At 57.1% G+C, this 17,946-nt stretch carries 19 protein-coding genes; 10 read left to right on the plus strand and 9 right to left on the minus strand.

Features of this window, described 5'->3' with window-relative positions:
* The 7 genes from AC1D35_RS31220 to hemE all read right to left on the minus strand — a co-directional run.
* Window positions 1-152: ParA family protein (locus AC1D35_RS31220; protein ID WP_477941739.1), on the minus strand; the 152-nt coding region annotated here is incomplete at its 3' end.
* Between the two features lie 19 nt (window positions 153-171).
* Entirely contained in the window at window positions 172-789 is a 618-nt protein-coding gene (gene rsmG / locus AC1D35_RS31225; protein WP_113300832.1) for a 16S rRNA (guanine(527)-N(7))-methyltransferase RsmG, read from the minus strand.
* Window positions 790-817: 28 nt separating this feature from the next.
* Window positions 818-2,692 carry a tRNA uridine-5-carboxymethylaminomethyl(34) synthesis enzyme MnmG gene (gene mnmG, locus AC1D35_RS31230; protein WP_113310242.1) on the minus strand — a complete coding sequence of 625 codons (1,875 nt, stop codon included), beginning with the start codon at window positions 2,690-2,692 and terminating at the stop codon, window positions 818-820.
* Window positions 2,693-2,758: 66 nt separating this feature from the next.
* A complete protein-coding gene (gene mnmE / locus AC1D35_RS31235) occupies window positions 2,759-4,081 on the minus strand; it encodes a tRNA uridine-5-carboxymethylaminomethyl(34) synthesis GTPase MnmE (protein WP_113310243.1) in 1,323 nt (440 codons plus the stop codon).
* A 105-nt stretch (window positions 4,082-4,186) separates the two neighbouring features.
* Entirely contained in the window at window positions 4,187-5,452 is a 1,266-nt protein-coding gene (rho, locus tag AC1D35_RS31240) for a transcription termination factor Rho (protein ID WP_113300835.1), read from the minus strand.
* 197 nt (window positions 5,453-5,649) lie between these two features.
* Window positions 5,650-6,186, minus strand: coding sequence for a protoporphyrinogen oxidase HemJ (gene hemJ / locus AC1D35_RS31245; protein ID WP_113310244.1), 537 nt, complete (start codon window positions 6,184-6,186; stop codon window positions 5,650-5,652).
* Window positions 6,186-7,223 carry a uroporphyrinogen decarboxylase gene (hemE, locus tag AC1D35_RS31250; protein WP_477941726.1) on the minus strand — a complete coding sequence of 346 codons (1,038 nt, stop codon included), beginning with the start codon at window positions 7,221-7,223 and terminating at the stop codon, window positions 6,186-6,188. The genes hemJ and hemE overlap by 1 nt, the downstream gene beginning before the upstream one ends.
* A gap of 401 nt (window positions 7,224-7,624) precedes the next feature.
* Here hemE and AC1D35_RS31255 point away from each other — a divergent pair, with 401 nt between their 5' ends.
* From AC1D35_RS31255 to dnaQ, 5 genes are read left to right on the plus strand one after another with little or no spacing between them, the layout of a single operon-like run.
* The gene (locus tag AC1D35_RS31255; RefSeq protein WP_113310245.1) at window positions 7,625-8,446 is read left to right on the plus strand and encodes a pyruvate, water dikinase regulatory protein; all 822 of its coding nucleotides are present in this window, start codon (window positions 7,625-7,627) and stop codon (window positions 8,444-8,446) included.
* A 33-nt stretch (window positions 8,447-8,479) separates the two neighbouring features.
* On the plus strand, window positions 8,480-9,079 hold the full coding sequence (locus tag AC1D35_RS31260; RefSeq protein ID WP_477941728.1) for a Maf-like protein: 600 nt from the start codon (window positions 8,480-8,482) through the stop codon (window positions 9,077-9,079).
* Window positions 9,072-9,929: a shikimate dehydrogenase gene (locus AC1D35_RS31265; protein ID WP_113310247.1), complete on the plus strand. Its 858-nt coding sequence runs from the start codon at window positions 9,072-9,074 to the stop codon at window positions 9,927-9,929. The genes AC1D35_RS31260 and AC1D35_RS31265 overlap by 8 nt, the downstream gene beginning before the upstream one ends.
* Entirely contained in the window at window positions 9,929-10,540 is a 612-nt protein-coding gene (coaE, locus tag AC1D35_RS31270; protein WP_113310248.1) for a dephospho-CoA kinase, read from the plus strand. The genes AC1D35_RS31265 and coaE overlap by 1 nt, the downstream gene beginning before the upstream one ends.
* Window positions 10,533-11,243, plus strand: coding sequence for a DNA polymerase III subunit epsilon (gene dnaQ, locus AC1D35_RS31275; protein ID WP_113310249.1), 711 nt, complete (start codon window positions 10,533-10,535; stop codon window positions 11,241-11,243). Before coaE ends, dnaQ begins: the two co-directional genes overlap by 8 nt.
* Window positions 11,244-11,301: 58 nt before the next feature.
* On the opposite strand, the gene secB is transcribed toward dnaQ, so the two are convergent.
* Both secB and AC1D35_RS31285 read right to left on the minus strand, forming a co-directional pair.
* Window positions 11,302-11,784 (minus strand): protein-export chaperone SecB, encoded by a 483-nt coding sequence (secB, locus tag AC1D35_RS31280; RefSeq protein ID WP_113300843.1) that lies wholly within the window; start codon window positions 11,782-11,784, stop codon window positions 11,302-11,304.
* A 98-nt stretch (window positions 11,785-11,882) separates the two neighbouring features.
* A complete protein-coding gene (locus AC1D35_RS31285) occupies window positions 11,883-12,401 on the minus strand; it encodes an FxsA family protein (RefSeq protein WP_477941731.1) in 519 nt (172 codons plus the stop codon).
* Between the two features lie 128 nt (window positions 12,402-12,529).
* Here AC1D35_RS31285 and AC1D35_RS31290 point away from each other — a divergent pair, with 128 nt between their 5' ends.
* From AC1D35_RS31290 to gyrB, 5 genes are all read left to right on the plus strand, one after another.
* A complete protein-coding gene (locus AC1D35_RS31290; protein WP_477941732.1) occupies window positions 12,530-13,234 on the plus strand; it encodes a Tim44/TimA family putative adaptor protein in 705 nt (234 codons plus the stop codon).
* Window positions 13,227-14,342, plus strand: a complete 1,116-nt coding sequence (gene mltA, locus AC1D35_RS31295) for a murein transglycosylase A (RefSeq protein WP_113308162.1) — start codon at window positions 13,227-13,229, stop codon at window positions 14,340-14,342. The genes AC1D35_RS31290 and mltA overlap by 8 nt, the downstream gene beginning before the upstream one ends.
* Entirely contained in the window at window positions 14,342-14,911 is a 570-nt protein-coding gene (locus AC1D35_RS31300; protein ID WP_477941734.1) for a Smr/MutS family protein, read from the plus strand. The genes mltA and AC1D35_RS31300 overlap by 1 nt, the downstream gene beginning before the upstream one ends.
* A complete protein-coding gene (locus AC1D35_RS31305; RefSeq protein WP_113308160.1) occupies window positions 14,908-15,285 on the plus strand; it encodes a helix-turn-helix domain-containing protein in 378 nt (125 codons plus the stop codon). Before AC1D35_RS31300 ends, AC1D35_RS31305 begins: the two co-directional genes overlap by 4 nt.
* Window positions 15,286-15,418: 133 nt before the next feature.
* Window positions 15,419-17,854, plus strand: coding sequence for a DNA topoisomerase (ATP-hydrolyzing) subunit B (gene gyrB / locus AC1D35_RS31310; protein WP_477941736.1), 2,436 nt, complete (start codon window positions 15,419-15,421; stop codon window positions 17,852-17,854).
* Window positions 17,855-17,946: the final 92 nt, after the last annotated feature.

Below are 17,946 nucleotides of genomic sequence, written 5' to 3' on the forward strand. Positions count from 1 at the left end.
GTGCTTGCATTGCCTTGTGGGTCCAAATCGATAATTAGAACCCGCTCGCCGATGGCAGCGAGAGCGGTGGCCAAATTGATCGCGGTGGTCGTTTTCCCCACGCCACCTTTTTGATTTGCTATGGTGATAATCCGATTACGTTCGCCAGCCATTGCCGCATTATCCAATTTGTTAAAACAAGCGCTGGAGCTTCGATATTTCGAGAATTACAGAATCTTGCTCAACAGCGCTATTATGTTCTAGCAGATCGAAGACCCAGCGACCACGCGCTTTCTGGGTTTCCCTCTGGTAATCCCGCCCTTTGTGAAAAAAAGCGCGGGTATTTTCCTTACCGACCATCCAGGGCGCAGCATATTCGATCAGCTTATCGAGATCAGCCAGTGCACGGGCGGAAATGGCATCGCAAGCGGGTATTGCCGCTGCTGCATCCTCGATTCTGATCGCATGCACCTCGCCTCGTGCGCCGGTTTCTCGCAGAGCGGTTCGCAGAAATGCTGCCTTCTTATTATTGCTTTCCACCATATGGACCCAGCCACCCTGCTGCTCAGCCAGAAAGATCGCCGTAATTATGCCGGGAAAGCCACCGCCGCTTCCAAGATCGACCCAGTTTTGAGGGTGAGGGGAGATTTGGAATATCTGAGCACTATCTGAGATATGCCGGCTCCACATATCCCCCATGGTCGATGGAGCCACAAGGTTGATCGCCTTGGCCCATTTCGTGAAGAGATCAGCGAAATGCTGTAGCCGTTCCTGTGTTTCACGTGAAACACGCAATCCGTTTAATTCCATTCCAGCCGACTCTCAAACCGTGCAGTCACTACGCAACATGCTTACCGCCGTCCGGGCGACGACGAATATGCACCAACAAGAGGGAAATTGCCGCTGGCGTCATGCCATCCACTTTCATAGCTTGCGCGATATTCGAAGGCTTTTGGGCGCCAAGCTTGTTTTTCAGCTCGTTTGAAAGTCCCGATAGTGTGCTGTAATCAAAGCCATCGGGGATCAATCGATTCTCGTCTCGACGTTGTATCTCGATAGCAGTTGCCTGGCGATCCATATAAACCGAGTAGCTCGCCTCAATCTCTAGTGCTTCCGCCACCCTTTTGGAGAAAGAGCCTAGGTCGTTCCACACTCTGACCAGGTCCCCCAGGCCATACTCGGGGTAGGAAAGAAGTTCATAGGCGCTACGGCGCTGACCATCCAGGTTTAGATTAAGACCAGCTTTGCGGGCTTCGGTAGGCGTCACCGCCAACGACTGAAGCAGCGACCGGCCGCTATCGAGCATCTCCCGATAGTCGGTAAACCGCTTGTTTCGCTCAGCGGAAATACATCCAAGCTCAAGTGCAACCGGCGTAAGCCGTGCATCGGCGTTGTCTGCGCGAAGAGTCAACCGATATTCCGCGCGTGAAGTGAACATTCGATACGGTTCCGTAACACCGCGCGATGTCAGATCATCAATCATCACACCGATATAGGAGTTGGTGCGACTGAAGACAAAGGGCGCTGAGTTGCTGCTCGAAAGTGCCGCGTTAAGGCCAGCCGCGAGCCCTTGCGCACCAGCTTCCTCGTAGCCCGTTGTCCCATTAATCTGGCCGGCCAGAAAAAGACCCGGAAGCTTCTTGACCTCCAATGTGGCCGACAGCTCCCGCGGATCAACGTGGTCATATTCAATGGCGTAGCCGGGGTGCAGAATCTCTACGCGTTCGAGGCCGGGAATTGTATGGATGAACGCCGCCTGCACGTCGGCGGGAAGCGAGGTAGAAATCCCGTTCGGGTAAACGGTATCGTCATCCAGCCCCTCTGGCTCCAGGAATATCTGATGACCGTCTCTCTCCCCAAACTTAACAAGCTTGTCCTCAATCGAAGGGCAATAACGAGGGCCAACACCTTCGATCTGCCCTGAATACATCGCCGATTTTTGCAGATTCTCGACGATGATACGATGCGTTGCCTCGGTCGTCCGCGTCACGCCGCACTCGACCTGCGGATTCACAATGCGATCCGTCATGAAAGAAAAGGGGACCAGTTCCTCATCCGCCGCCTGGCGCCCGACCGAATCCCAATCGATCGTCTTTCCACTTAGCCGCGCAGGAGTTCCGGTCTTCAGTCGACCCAACTTCAGGCCCAATCGACCAAGTGTCGCTGAAAGTCCAGTCGAAGGCGGCTCTCCAGTGCGGCCTGCGGGAGTCTTTTCACTTCCGATATGGATCAGGCCCCGCAGAAACGTTCCTGTGGTAATGACAACCGAAGGGCTCGAGAAGAGCCTCCCATCCTGCATTATTACGCCAGCGACTCGATTTTCCTTCACATCGAGATCGAACGCATCGCCCTCGACAACTTCAAGGTTCGCGATGGATTCAATCGCCTCCAGCATCGCCAGGCGGTAGAGCTTTCGATCCGCCTGCGTGCGTGGACCGCGAACCGCTGCACCCTTTTTCTTATTCAGCATCCGGAATTGAATGCCGGCAGCATCAGCGATTCGGCCCATAAGGCCATCCATGGCGTCGATCTCACGAACCAGATGTCCCTTACCCAGACCGCCAATGGCCGGGTTGCAGGACATGACACCTATCGTATCGCGTCGATGCGTGATCAAAGCGGTTTTTGCACCCATCCGCGCCGCAGCCGCAGCTGCTTCGGATCCAGCGTGACCACCGCCGATTACTATCACATCAAAATTATTGGCGCTCATGCGCAACTCCACAAAAGGTTTCACGTGAAACTATTCGCGACCTCGACGAATATTGTTCCACGTGAATCATTTTCCGACACAGAATTCCGAGAAGATCACGCCAAGAAGATCCTCAACGTCAACCCGTCCGGTAATACGCCCCAGATGATCGCCTGCAAGTCTTAAAGACTCCGCTCTGATCTCCAAGCTCTGGCCCGTCTGATCAATCGCCATCGACAAAGCACTCAAACATTCAAAGAGCGAATTTCTGTGTCGCTGCCTGGTGGGTACAGACAAAGACAATCCTCCGAACTTCTGCTCGATGAAGGAAGAAACAAAGCTCCGAAGCTCGAGTAGGCCGTCACCCGTCACTGTCGAAATTTGAAGGTCATATAAGGCAGCGGAAGGATATAGGTCTCGCTTGGTGCCGACAATAACATGCGACGATGCTCGCTCCAAGTCGGAAGGATCTATCGGCGATGGAGATCCCATATCCGCCAAAAAGACGACGAGATCGGCATTGCCCAACGCAACATGTGCTCTCCTGACGCCTTCCTGCTCGACGATATCGGCTGTCTCTCGTAACCCCGCGGTGTCGTAGAGCCTCACCAGATAGCCGTTCAGATTGATATCAACATGGAGCACATCGCGTGTCGTACCGGCGATATCAGTGACGATTGCCACGTCCCGTTGAGCAAACCAGTTCATCAAGCTGGACTTGCCTGCATTTGGCGCGCCCGCAATGACAATCTTAAAACCGTCGCGGACAATCTCTCCTACTGCGGCATGGGAAACATGATTCTCTATCTGCCCGCGCAGCTCCATTAACGACGCCCAGACCTGGTCGGAAACAGATCCGGGGATGTCATCCTCGTCCGGAAAATCAAGTTCCGCTTCGATCAGAGCGCGAGAGCGCGTAATTCGTTCCGCCCACGAATCGTATAGGCGCGACAAACCACCTAAGCTCTGCTCGAGCGCCAAACGACGCTGCATTTCGGTCTCGGCCGCGATTAGGTCCGCTAAACCTTCGACTTCAACAAGATCAAGCTTGCCGTTTTCGAATGCGCGACGACTGAACTCGCCTTCCATTGCTAGCCGGGTCCCGGGAAATGTTGCCAATTCGCCCAAGAGAGCCGATATGACCGCTCTTGAACCATGTATCTGGAATTCCACAGAGTCTTCACCGGTGAAAGAAGCTGGACCAGGAAAGAAAAGGACCAGTCCGGCGTCGATCGGCAAACCGTTCCGAGTCCGAATCGTTCGATAAGCAGCATTTCGCGGTGACGGGATCTCCCCGATCAGTCTCTGAAGGATTTCCTGGCTCTGTGCTCCACTGACACGAACGACAGATACGCCTGACGGAGGAGCACCGCTGGAGAGAGCGAATATGGTGTCGTTCCACATTTCCATATTGTGTGCGGCCTATCGGTTCGTTTCCGAATCAATTCAAAACAGAAAAGGCTGGCGGTCGCACGAACGACTCACCAGCCTCGATCCGAAGAATCCGGCTAATAATCAGGTATTCATCGACTCGAAGAAGTCACCATTATTCTTCGTCTGCTTCAGCTTGTCGATAAGGAATTCGATCGCATCGGTCGTGCCCATCGGGGCAAGGATACGACGGAGAACGAAGATCTTCTGCAGATCCTGACGGGGAACCAGCAGGTCTTCCTTACGTGTGCCGGACTTGAGAATATCCATTGCCGGGAAGATACGCTTGTCCGCGACCTTACGATCAAGAACGATTTCCGAGTTGCCGGTACCCTTGAACTCTTCGAAGATGACTTCGTCCATACGGCTGCCGGTGTCGATCAGAGCCGTCGCAATGATGGTCAGTGAACCACCTTCTTCGATGTTACGTGCCGCACCGAAGAAGCGCTTCGGGCGCTGCAGCGCATTTGCGTCAACACCACCGGTCAGAACCTTGCCAGAAGAAGGTACGACCGTATTGTAGGCTCTGCCAAGGCGCGTGATCGAGTCGAGCAGGATGACAACATCGCGGCCATGTTCCACGAGCCGCTTAGCCTTTTCGATCACCATCTCGGCGACCTGAACGTGGCGGACGGCCGGCTCGTCGAATGTGGAAGAAATGACTTCGCCGCGGACCGACCGCTGCATGTCCGTGACTTCTTCCGGGCGTTCATCGATCAATAGAACAATCAGATAGCATTCCGGATGGTTCGCGGTAATTGAGTGAGCGATGTTCTGCAAGAGAACCGTTTTGCCCGTACGCGGCGGAGCAACGATCAGGCCGCGCTGGCCCTTGCCGAGAGGCGCCACGAGATCGATCACGCGAGGCGAAAGATCCTTGGTGGTCGGGACATCCAGTTCCATCTTGAAGCGCTCGTTCGGATAGAGCGGCGTCAGATTGTCGAAGTGAACCTTGTGACGGATCTTTTCCGGATCGTCGAAGTTGATTGTGTTGACCTTCAGGAGCGCAAAATAACGTTCGCCCTCTTTCGGACCGCGGATCGGACCCTCGACAGTATCGCCGGTCTTCAGCGAGAAGCGGCGGATCTGGGACGGGGAGATGTAGATATCGTCAGGACCGGGAAGATAGTTAGCATTTGCGGAGCGCAGGAACCCGAAACCATCCTGCAGGACTTCAACGACGCCTTCGCCGATGATTTCGATGTCCTGGCTGGCAAGAACCTTGAGGATTGCAAACATGAGCTCCTGCTTGCGCATCGTGCTCGCATTCTCGACCTCGAGCGATTCGGCGAAAGCCAGAAGATCCGTCGGGGATTTACTCTTAAGTTCCTGAAGCTTCATTTCAGCCATGAAGTGACCAATACTCGTTATTTTATAAGGGGAAAGGCGATGTTGGGTCGTTTTCGGTACTGCGAAAGGGCTCGCAGGCGACTGAACTCTACACACATGCCACGAAGATGAGGTGGCCGGAAAATAGCGAGTCAGAACCCCGCCCGCAAGGGGGCTGCTTAAAATGACTGAAATTTAACTTCAGCAACTCCTGGGCTTCAAAAAGGCTTCACCACCACCAGGATGACGATGAGGATCATCAGGGCCGTTGGCGCTTCATTCATGAAGCGCCAGTAACGCGCCGAACGACGGTTTTCATCCCGCTCGAAGGCCAGCACAGCCCTGCTGAAAAAGACATGCACGATTGTCAGGAGAACAACCAGTCCGATCTTTGCATGCAGCCACCCGCCCTGGAAATCATAAACCGACCAGGCAAGATAAAGGCCCAAGATCCAGGTCAGCATCATCGCCGGGTTCATGATGATCTTGAGCAACCGGCGTTCCATCACCTTGAAGGTCTCGGATTGAATCGAACCGGGTTCTGCATCCGTGTGGTAGATGAAAAGGCGGGGCATGTAGAAAAGCCCGGCCATCCACGAGATCACGGCGATGATATGCAGCGCCTTGATCCAGAGATAGAGATTGTCGGGGTTCCAGACGAAGAGGCCGACTGCAAGAAGAGCGAAAAAGGCGAGCGCAAAATGGGCACGCCGGCGGGCATAGGCACCCGGTTTTTGATCCGTCTGCTTTTCCATCACGCAACCCCAGCGCCACGCACGCGCTCGACAAGCAGGCGCACATTCTCCGGGTCCGCCTGTGGCGTAATGCCATGACCGAGATTGAAGATCAGCGGCCCGTTTCCAAGCGCCTGAAGAATATCATCGATACCATCCTCAAGCGAACGGCCGCCCGCCACGACACGCATCGGATCGAGATTGCCTTGAACCGGTCCGTCCTTCTGCAGCTCGGCCGCAAAGGCAAGCGGGACCGACCAATCGAGCCCGATCGCATCTGCGCCCGTCTTCTGCCGATAGGTCTTCAGCTGGTAGCCGGCACCTTTGRCAAAGGCGATGATCCGCGCTTGCGGTCGCTGCGCCTTGATCGAAGCAATCATGCGGGCAACCGGACGGATAGCAAAGGCTTCGAATTCCCTCTCGCCAAGAACGCCGGCCCAGGAATCGAAGATCTGGACTGCATCGGCGCCGGCATCGATCTGCGCCACGAGATAGTCGGCGGAGACATCGGCAAGCAGCATCAACAAATGCTCGAACGCGCGCGGATGCTTGTAGGCGAACAGACGGGCAGGCGCCTGGTCCGGGGTGCCGTGACCGGCAATCATATAGGTCGCAACCGTCCAGGGAGCGCCACAGAAGCCGAGGAGCGTCGTCTCTGGAGGAAGCTCGTCCCTCAGACGCTTCACCGTCTCCAGGACTGGCTGCAGATAATCGACGACATATTCTCCATCCAGTCCGGCGATGCCTGTCTCATCGATCGGATCCATTTCCGGACCATGCCCTTCGGTAAAGCGCACATTGCGCTTCATCGCATCAGGGATGACCAGGATATCGGAAAACAAGATGGCTGCGTCAAAGCCATAGCGCCGTATCGGCTGARGCGTGACCTCCACCGCATAGTCGGGCGAATAACAGAGATCGAGGAAACTTCCTGCCTTGGCGCGTGTTTGCCTGTATTCCGGCAGATAACGACCTGCCTGCCTCATCAACCAGAGGGGAGGGGGCGTGAGGGTCTCACCATCGAGAACCCGCATAATTTTCCGGCGCGTTTCGCTCAAGCGCTTCTTCCCTATAAAAAATCAAAGATATTTTAAAAGGTTTCTATTTCTTAGAGTCGGTGTCTATCAAGGATTAAAATCCATCCACCGCCGACGCCAATTGTCACGCAGCCCGGAACAACTCGAATAAAAAATCGCCTATCGTTTCAAAAACTATGGAAAATTCGAATCCTGAAAAGATTCCAGAGGCTTCGTCGACACCGGTTTGAAACCCACTCTGTGGATAGACTGTGGATGAATGTAGGACATATCGATATCGTCCCCGTCATCCACAAGCATCGAAGATATGACATCGCAAAAACCCGAATGTGGATAAGGAGGCAGGTTTTCCCTTGCCTCGGTCCACCCCGGCCCATTAGCTCTTCGCCATCCAGTCTTTTCAACAGGTGACGGAAAATAGCGTGGAGAACAGAACGAACTTCTTCCATCTGCATCTGATTTCTGACTCAACGGGAGAGACTCTCATCTCTGCCGGCCGCGCTGCATCGGCGCAATTCAAGTCCAGCCAGCCAATCGAACATGTCTATCCGCTGATCCGGAATCGCAAACAGCTGATGCCGGTCCTCCAGGCGATCGACAATGAGCCCGGCATCGTGCTCTACACAATCGTTGACCGGGAACTCGCAACCCTCATCGATGAGCGTTGCGCAGAGATGGGCGTGGCATCGGTCAATGTGCTGGAGCCGGTCATTGGTGCATTCCAGATCTATCTTGGTGCGCCATCGAGGCGCCGTGTCGGCGCACAGCACGTCATGAACGCCGGATACTTCGCCCGTATCGAAGCCCTGAACTTCACCATGGATCATGACGACGGTCAGGTGCATGAGGATTACAATGAGGCTGATGTCGTCATCGTCGGCATCAGTCGTACGTCAAAAACGCCGACTAGCATCTATCTCGCAAACCGCGGCATCAAGACAGCGAACATACCGATCGTCTATGGCGTGCCTTTGCCGGAGGGTTTGCTGACTGCGACCAAACCTCTTGTCGTGTGCTTGATCGCCACCACCGACCGTATTTCTCAAGTTCGCGAAAATCGTCTGCTCGGAACGACACCCGGTTTCGACCGCGAGCACTATACCGATCGCGCGGCAATCTCGGAGGAGCTGAAATATGCGCGCTCCCTCTGCGCCCGGCATAACTGGCCGATGATCGACGTGACGCGACGCTCGATAGAGGAAACGGCAGCGGCCATCGTTGCCCTGCGGCCGAAGCTGCGTTAAGCGCTGAACAACTGAATCGCTGCCGAGGAATTAATGACACCGAAGCTCGTTCTTGCATCGTCGAGCCCGTTCCGGCGGATGCTGATGGAAAATGCCGGTCTGGTTTTCGAAGCGCATGCCGCCCAAATCGACGAACGGGCAATCGAGGCTCGGCTGGAAAAATCGGGCGCAACGCCGGATGAGGTGGCACTCGTTCTCGCGGAAGCAAAGGCGAACGACGTCAGCCGGCGCTTCAGTGGCGCGCTAATCATCGGCTCGGACCAGACAATGTCGCTCGGTCCCCAGGTCTTTCACAAGCCGAAGGATATGGCTGATGCTGCCAATCATCTCCGTGTACTCGCGGGTAAGACGCATCGCCTGAACAGCGCAATCGCAATTGTCCGGAACGAAGAAGTCTTGTGGCGGCATGTTGCACATGCCGTACTGACGATGCGCCCGCTGACAGATGATTTCATCACGCGTCATCTGCAGYGCGTCGGTACAAAGGCATTGGCGAGTGTCGGTGCCTATCAGCTGGAGGGGGAGGGGATCCAGCTGTTCGAGAAGATCGACGGCGATTATTTCACGATCCTCGGCCTGCCGATGTTACCCCTTCTTGCAAAACTCCGGGAACTGGAAGCGATCGATGGATGATTCACGTGAAACACATGGGCCGAAAGCGTTTGTCACTGGCTTTCCCGTCAAGCACTCGCGCTCGCCATTGATCCATGGCCATTGGCTGAAAACGCTCGATCTGCCTGGCAGCTACCGAGCCCATGAGGTCGCTCCGGAAGCCTTTGCGGATTTCATCACTTCCTTGCGGGATGGCAGCGCCGGTTTTGTCGGCGGCAACGTCACGATCCCTCACAAGGAATTGGCCTTCAAACTTGCCGACCGGCCGGACGAGCTCTCGGGCGAACTCGGCGCATCGAATACGCTTTGGCTGGAGGACGGAAGACTTCTTGCCACCAACACCGACGGTCGCGGTTTCACCGCCAATCTCGACGAACGCCACCCCGGCTGGGACGGTCATGATAAGGTCGTTGTCTTCGGCGCCGGCGGCGCAAGCCGTGCGGTCATCCAGGCCGTCCGTGACCGTGGCTTCAGAGAAATCCACGTCGTCAATCGCACCGTCGARCGAGCGAGAGAACTGGCCGATCGCTTCGGTTCGAAGGTCCATGCTCATCCCACAGCCGCACTTGGTGAAGTCATGAAAGGCGCGGGGCTGTTCATCAACACCACATCTCTCGGGATGGATGGCGAGGCAGCGCCCGTGATCGACTTCTCGCCGCTGGCCTCGGATGCCGTGGTCACCGACATTGTCTACGTGCCGCTGAAAACACCGATCCTCGCCCAGGCGGAGGAACAAGGTTTCGCCATCGTCGATGGTCTCGGTATGCTGCTGCATCAGGCCGTGCCGGGGTTTGAAAAATGGTTTGGCAAACGGCCGGTCGTCGATGAAACGCTGCGCGCGCTGATCATCGCGGATATGGAAAAACACTGATGCTGAAGATCGGCCTCACCGGCTCCATCGGAATGGGCAAGTCGACGACGGCGAAGCTCTTTGCCGAAGCCGGTGTCGCGGTCAACGATTCCGATGCTGTCGTCCATGATCTCTATGCCGGCGAGGCAGCTCCCCTGGTCGATGCCGCATTTCCCGGCACGATGAAAAACGGTGCCGTTGACCGTCAGGAACTTGGCCGACAGCTCGCGCAGAATCCTGACGGTTTCAAACGGCTCGAACAGATCGTTCATCCGCTGGTGCGCAAGCGCGAAAGTGAATTCCTGGACCGGCARCAGCAGGCGGGCGTGGACATGGTGCTGCTCGATATCCCCCTGCTTTTCGAAACCGGCGCCGAGCAAAGGGTCGACGCCATCGTCGTCGTCAGCGCCAATCCACAGATTCAGCGTGAAAGAGTGCTTGCGCGTCCGAACATGACGGAGGAGAAATTTAATATGATTCTCTCCCGTCAGACGCCCGATGCGGAAAAACGCCGGCGAGCTGACTATATCGTGGATACCAGCCACGAAATTGAGGCGGCAAGAAAGCAGGTGGCTGAGATCATCGCCGACCTGAAAAGACGGATAGCGAAGGAAGAAGCCCCGCATGCGTGAGATCATTTTCGATACGGAAACCACCGGCCTCGATAACCGCACGGACCGCATCATCGAAATCGGCGGCATCGAACTCTTCAATCATTTTCCGACAGGAAGGACGATCCACCTTTTCGTCAATCCGGGCGATCAGAAAGTTCATCCTGACGCGCTTGCCGTTCATGGCATCACAGACGAATTCCTGAAGGACAAGCCGCCTTTTGCCGATGTCGTCGAGCAGATCCTGGAATTCTTCGGCGATGGCAAATGGATCGCCCACAACGCTACCTTCGATATGGGCTTCATCAACTCCGAACTAGCCAGGATCAGCTTGCCGCCAATCTTGCCGGATCGCGTTATCGATACCCTGTCGCTTGCCCGTCGCAAGCATCCGATGGGTCCGAATTCGCTGGATGCTCTCTGCCGTCGTTATGGCATCGACAACTCGCACCGTACGAAACACGGCGCCCTTCTCGACTCCGAACTTCTCGCCGAAGTTTATATCGAGATGATCGGCGGCCGGCAGACAGCACTCGGTCTTGCCGGTCCCGCGAGACAGCGCGCTGATGATGTCTCGGTGGAAGAGGTTGTGATCGCCGCCATCATCGAGCGGCCACGGCCGCTGGCGCCGCGATTGAGCGAAGCGGAGGCCGAGGCCCACGACACCCTGATCGCCAAGCTTGGTCAGAAGGCGGTCTGGTCGAAATACGATCAGCTCAACTGAAAACAAAAATGCCCGGGCAAAACCCGGGCATTTGAATTTGAGTGCCTGTGAGACCGGCTTAGTTCGGAACGGCCTGAACCTTGGAACGGGTCTGCTCTTCGGCAACGCGCTGCGCAAACATCTGCGCGAAGTCGATCGGATCGATCATCAGCGGCGGGAAGCCGCCATTGCGCGTGACGTCGGCAATGATTTGACGGGCGAACGGGAAGAGCATCCGCGGGCACTCGATGAAGAGAACCGGCAGCATGTGCTCCTGCGGGAAGCCGGCAACGCGGAAGACGCCGCCATAGACGAGCTCGGTATGGAATACCGTCTTGTCGCCTTCCTTGGCTTCGGCGATCAGCGAAAGCACGACATCGAAATCCGTATCGGACAGCGGATTGGCATTGACGTTCACATTGATGTTGATCGCCGGTGCCTTGTCGCGGGCCTGAAGCGAGCGCGGGGCGCCCGGATTTTCGAAGGAGAGATCCTTGACGTACTGGGCAAGGATCGAAAGGGTCGGGCTCGCTGCACCGTTGCTGTTGTTGTCGTCTGCCATGGGATTTTCCTCGAGGGGCATTGGATGGTGCCGCCATCTAACATTTCGGGGATGGGCTTACAACCCTGGGCCTCCGCCGCGGTTAATGCGTCGCCGCATCAGTCGCCGAGCTTTTTGCCGGACCAGGGCGACTTGCCGTTCGGTTCCCGATGATAGTCCTCTTCATCGAGATCGACCACCTTTGAATCGTTCGATTTGCCCGGCCGGCTTCGAGAATCCGGGCGCGAGGACGCGGAGAATCCCGTGCCACCGGTGCCGACGACAACGAAGCGCTTGGCGATCGATCGCCAAAGCAGATTGCGAACCTGCGGAATGAGGAGCAGGATCGCCAGAATATCGGAGAGAAAGCCCGGAATGATGAAGAGCAGCGAGGCGATAACATTCATCGCCGGATCGAGCAACTCGCGTCCGGGCATGGTGCCGGTGCGGCCTTCGGCGGACATGCGTCGCAGTATGCCGATGCCCTGCCGTCGCAGGAGGAATGAGCCGACGACAAAGCCCAGCACGACAAGCGCCAGCGTCGCCGCAAGTCCGATCGCCCGGCCGACAATCACGAAGCCAGCGATCTCGGCAAGCGGCAGAAGCAGCACGAAAACCGGCAGCATGGAAAAGCGCATCTATCTATCCCGAGTGCTCGGGCTCCTCTTGGCACTGGCGAAGATACCAGCCATGATTTGAATCATTCGTGTAGCCGGACTATATGGGGGTAGAAATCAGGGATGTTAACAGCGAATAGCGGCGGGATATGAGTTCAAACGACTTCATTACATTATTTTTTCTTGTGGCGGCGGTGCTGATTTTCTTTCAGCTCCGGTCCGTTCTTGGACGCCGCACGGGAAATGAGAAGCCGCCGCGTGATCTCTATACGCCACGGGACGCCGCGCAGAACGATACCGCCGATGMCGGCAAGGTCGTAACCTTGCCGCGACGCGATGCGAATGGCGAAGAGGAAGAGCGCTTCTCCGCAATTGACGCTTTTGCGCCGGCCGGCACGCCGCTGAACGAATCTCTGCGCGCGCTCAACAGGTCCGATCCGTCTTTCAATCCGAAGGAATTCCTGAACGGCGCCCGCATGGCCTACGAGATGATCGTCATGGCCTTTGCGGATGGTGACCGGAAAACCCTGAAGAACCTTCTCTCCCGTGACGTCTATGACGGCTTCGACGCGGCGATCACCGATCGCGAAAACAAGGGCGAGAAGATGAAGTCCACCTTCGTCGGCATCGACAAGGCGGAGATCACTCACGCCGAGACCAAGGGCAGCGAGGCCCAGATCACAATCCGCATCATCAGCCAGTTAATCTCTGCCACCTATGACAAGAACGACGCGCTGATCGACGGCGACGCCGAGAACGTCGCCGAGGTCAACGATCTCTGGACCTTCGCGCGCGATACGCGCTCGCGCGATCCCAACTGGAAACTCGTGGCGACCGAATCGGAACATGAGTGACGCGGCCGGCTTTGCCCTTCAGGCAGTCAGTTTCGACGCATTGGAAGGCTGGGGGGATGATGATCCCTCCAGCCTTTTTAAAGTCATGGCCGACTGTCGCCGGCATATTTCCGCAACGAAACCCTATCGCACCGGGTCGCTGGGGCTGACTTCAGCCGACCTCCTTCCGTTGCTGGAGGAAGCGGAGACATTTCATCCGTCTTCGGCAAAGGAAGCGCGCGCCTTTTTCGAAAAGCATTGTCAGCCATTCAGGATTGTCCGGGCCGATGACATCAGTGGTTTTGTCACCGCTTTCTACGAACCCGAAATCGAAGTTTCCCGCACGCCAGATGAGACTTTCCGTTTTCCGATTTATCGACGCCCGGACGATCTCATCGACCTCGACGATCAGAACCGCCCCGCGGAGCTGGACAGCTCTTATGCATTCGCACGCCTGCGTGATGGTCTGATCGACAACTATCCGGATCGCCGTGCCATCGACCAGGGCTACCTTGAGGGCCGCGGTCTGGAGATTGCATGGGCGAAATCGAAGGTCGATCTTTTCTTCGTCCATGTACAGGGCGCCGCCCGCCTGTGTTATCCGGACGGCAAGATCGACCGCATCACCTACGCCGCAAAAGCCGGCCACCCTTTTTCGGCTATCGGTAAGCTGCTGATCGACCGTGGCGAAATTGATCGCGCGGACATTTCCATGCAGTCGATCCGCGCCTGGCTCGCCACCCATCCGGACCAGGTCGACGAACCGCTTTGGCATAACCGCTCCTATATCTTTTTCCGGGAAGCGCCGGTGGACAGTCCGAGCACGGGGCCGATCGCCGCGGCGAAGGTGCCATTGATCGCGGGGCGTTCGCTCGCCGTCGATCGCCTGATCCATACTTTCGGCTTTCCATTCTTCATCCGCTCTGAGAGCCTGACGCATCTTGATGGCGGCAAGCCGTTTCAACGGCTGATGCTGGCGCTGGACACTGGTTCAGCAATCGTCGGCCCCGCACGCGGCGACATCTTTACCGGTTCGGGTTACGCTGCAGGTGAACTGGCAGGAACGGTGCGCAACGATGCCGATTTTGCAATTCTCATTCCGAATGCTGCCGCTGCGAGGTTCCGCTAATGGCGAAGGACCGCAAGCTCAGCTCGGACGAGAGAATTCTCTGGGGCAGGGTTGCCCGCAGCACCCGGCCCATGCCCGGAAAGACGGATGAACTGACCGCGCTCGACGCCTTCCTGCTGGAAGCCGAGGCGGCGGTAGAGCGGGATAAGGCCGAAAAGCAGAAGACGACTTCACCCGTCCCCCAGCAAGCTGCAGTACACGTACCTGCAAAACAGCCATCGGGCGTCCACCATCCGTTGGAGCGGCCGGTCAAGCGCAAGATCGCCAAGGGAAAGCTGGCGCTCGAAGCGCGCATCGACCTTCATGGCATGGTGCAGAGTGAAGCCCATTCCTTCCTGCTCGATTTCCTGATCCGGGCTCATGAGCGCGGCATGCGGCACGTCCTCGTCATTACCGGCAAGGGCAGCTCCATGGGCAGTGAAGGCGCCTTGAAACGCGCTGTGCCGCTGTGGTTTTCCAAAYCGGAATTCCGGTTTCTGATTTCTTCCTATGAGCCGGCGGCCCAACATCATGGTGGCGAGGGCGCGCTCTATATCCGCCTCTCCCGGCGCGCCGGGGAAATGTCGTGACGCCGTTTGCAGAGGCAGTCCGCAAGCTGCGCGCCCGTAAGGGCGTGACGCAGAAACAGATGGCGGCCGCCCTGAATGTTTCGCCGGCCTATCTCTCTGCACTGGAGCACGGAAAACGCGGCGTGCCGAGTTTCGACCTGCTGCAGCGTATCGCTGGTTACTTCAACATCATCTGGGACGAGGCCGAGGAACTCTTCCTCGTTGCCGGCTCTTCCGATCCGCGTGTGATCGTGGATACTTCAGGCCTGCCGCCCGAATATACCGAATTTGCCAATCGCCTTGCCAAGCGGATTCGCAACCTTGACAGCGCCGATATCGCCCGGCTATCCGCGTTTCTTGAAAATGGCGGCAAAGGGGACGGAAAAGCGTCATAATCCCCTGATTTATGCCTTGTTTTAGGGCCTTGCCATTGGGAACTCGCTGCAAAAAACCTATATTCGACATTGAAAAAGCCGGTGATTCGCAAGGCGCGCCGTTGCTTACGACAACAGGGAAAATCTCAACAGAATGACCGATGCACCCGCGACGGAAAACGGCGTAAACACCGAATATGGCGCAGATTCCATCAAGGTCCTGAAGGGCCTTGATGCCGTGCGCAAGCGCCCGGGCATGTATATCGGCGACACCGATGATGGCTCCGGCCTTCACCATATGGTCTACGAAGTCGTCGATAACGCGATCGATGAAGCACTGGCCGGCCATGCCGATATCGTGACCGTCGCGCTCAATCCCGATGGTTCGGTGACCGTGACGGATAACGGCCGCGGTATTCCGACGGATATCCATACTGGCGAAGGCGTTTCGGCGGCCGAGGTCATCATGACCCAGCTGCATGCCGGCGGTAAGTTCGACCAGAATTCCTATAAGGTTTCAGGCGGTCTGCACGGCGTCGGCGTTTCGGTCGTCAACGCGCTTTCCGTCTGGCTGAAGCTGAAGATTCGCCGCCAGGGCAAGATCCACGAGATGAGCTTCACCCATGGCGTCGCGGATGCTCCGCTGAAGGTGACGGGCGAGGCTCCAAACGAGACCGGCACGGAAGTGAGCTTCATGCCGAGCACCGGCACCTTCACCATGACGGAGTTCGACTATGGCACACTGGAGCACCGTCTGCGCGAGCTGGCCTTCCTCAACTCCGGTGTCCGCATCCTGCTGACCGACAAGCGTCACTCCGACATCAAGCAGGAAGAGATGATGTATGACGGTGGCCTCGAGGCCTTCGTCTCCTATCTCGACCGCGCCAAGAAGCCGCTCGTCGATAAGCCGGTCGCGATCCGCGGCGAAAAGGATGGCATCACCGTCGAAGTGGCCATGTGGTGGAACGACAGCTACCACGAGAATGTGCTCTGCTTCACCAACAACATTCCCCAGCGCGATGGCGGCACGCATATGGCCGGTTTCCGCGCTGCGCTGACGCGCCAGATCACCTCCTATGCCGACACTTCGGGCATCACCAAGCGGGAAAAGGTGACGTTCACCGGTGACGACTGCCGCGAAGGCCTGACTGCCGTGCTCTCGGTCAAGGTGCCGGATCCCAAGTTCTCGTCGCAGACCAAGGACAAGCTCGTTTCTTCGGAGGTCCGTCCCGTCGTCGAAAGCCTCGTCAATGAGGCCCTCGGCACCTGGCTTGAGGAACATCCGAGCGAGGCCAAGGTTCTCGTCGGCAAGGTTGTCGAAGCTGCCGCCGCACGCGAAGCCGCCCGCAAGGCGCGTGAGCTGACGCGCCGCAAGGGTGCGCTCGATATCGCTTCGCTGCCCGGCAAGCTGGCCGATTGCTCCGAGCGTGATCCGGCCAAGTCTGAAGTTTTCCTCGTCGAGGGTGACTCGGCAGGCGGTTCGGCCAAACAGGGGCGGTCGCGCGAAAATCAGGCGATCCTGCCGCTGCGCGGCAAGATTCTGAATGTCGAACGCGCTCGCTTCGACAAGATGCTGTCGAGTCAGGAAATCGGCACGCTGATTACCGCACTCGGCACCGGCATCGGCAAGGACGAATTCAACGTTGAAAAGCTGCGGTACCACAAGATCATCATCATGACGGATGCAGACGTCGATGGCGCCCACATTCGCACGCTGTTGCTCACATTCTTCTTCCGCCAGATGCCGGAGCTGATCGAACGCGGCCATCTCTATATCGCCCAGCCGCCGCTCTATAAGGTCTCGCGTGGCAAGTCGATACAGTACGTCAAGAATGAAAAGGCACTCGAAGACTATTTGATCGGTCAGGGTCTGGATGATGCCGCACTCAAGCTCGCCAGCGGCGAAGTTCGCGTTGGACAGGATTTGAACGAGGTTATTCACGACGCCCTGCGCTTGCGCGCACTGCTCGACAATCTGCATTCGCGTTACAATCGTGCGGTCGTCGAACAGGCAGCTATAGCCGGTGCGCTCAATGCCGAACTGGTCAGCAATGCCGAACGCGCTCAGGAATTGGCGATCGAAGTGGCCAGGCGGCTTGATATCATCGCCGAGGAAACCGAGCGCGGTTGGGAAGGCAGCCTCACCAGCGAGGGGGGTATCCGTCTGGAGCGCATGGTCCGCGGCGTCAAGGAAGTCATCGTGCTCGATATGGCGCTGATCGGCTCGCAGGATGCCCGTTTTATCGACCAGCTCACGCCGCGTATGAAGGAAATCTATCAGACTCCGCCGGCCCTCAGCCGACGGGACGGCGATCAGGAAATTTCCGGTCCACGCGCACTGCTCGATGCGGTTTTCGCCAGCGGCCGCAAAGGCCTGACGATGCAGCGTTACAAGGGTCTGGGCGAAATRAATGCCGAACAGCTGTGGGAAACGACGCTCGATCCGAACGTCCGCTCGCTGCTGCAGGTCAAGGTCAATGATGCGACCGATGCCGACGGTCTGTTTGCCCGCCTGATGGGTGATGAAGTCGAACCACGCCGCGAGTTCATCCAGGAAAACGCCCTGAGCGTTGCAAACCTCGATATCTGATCGGAAGCCGATCACAATAAGCCCCGCAGCCAACAGGCTCGCGGGGCTTTTTTGTTTTCGATCATCCGTTGCCGACGAAATGGCCGTTGGAG

The organism is Rhizobium sp. P1_E6 (assembly GCF_056405875.1).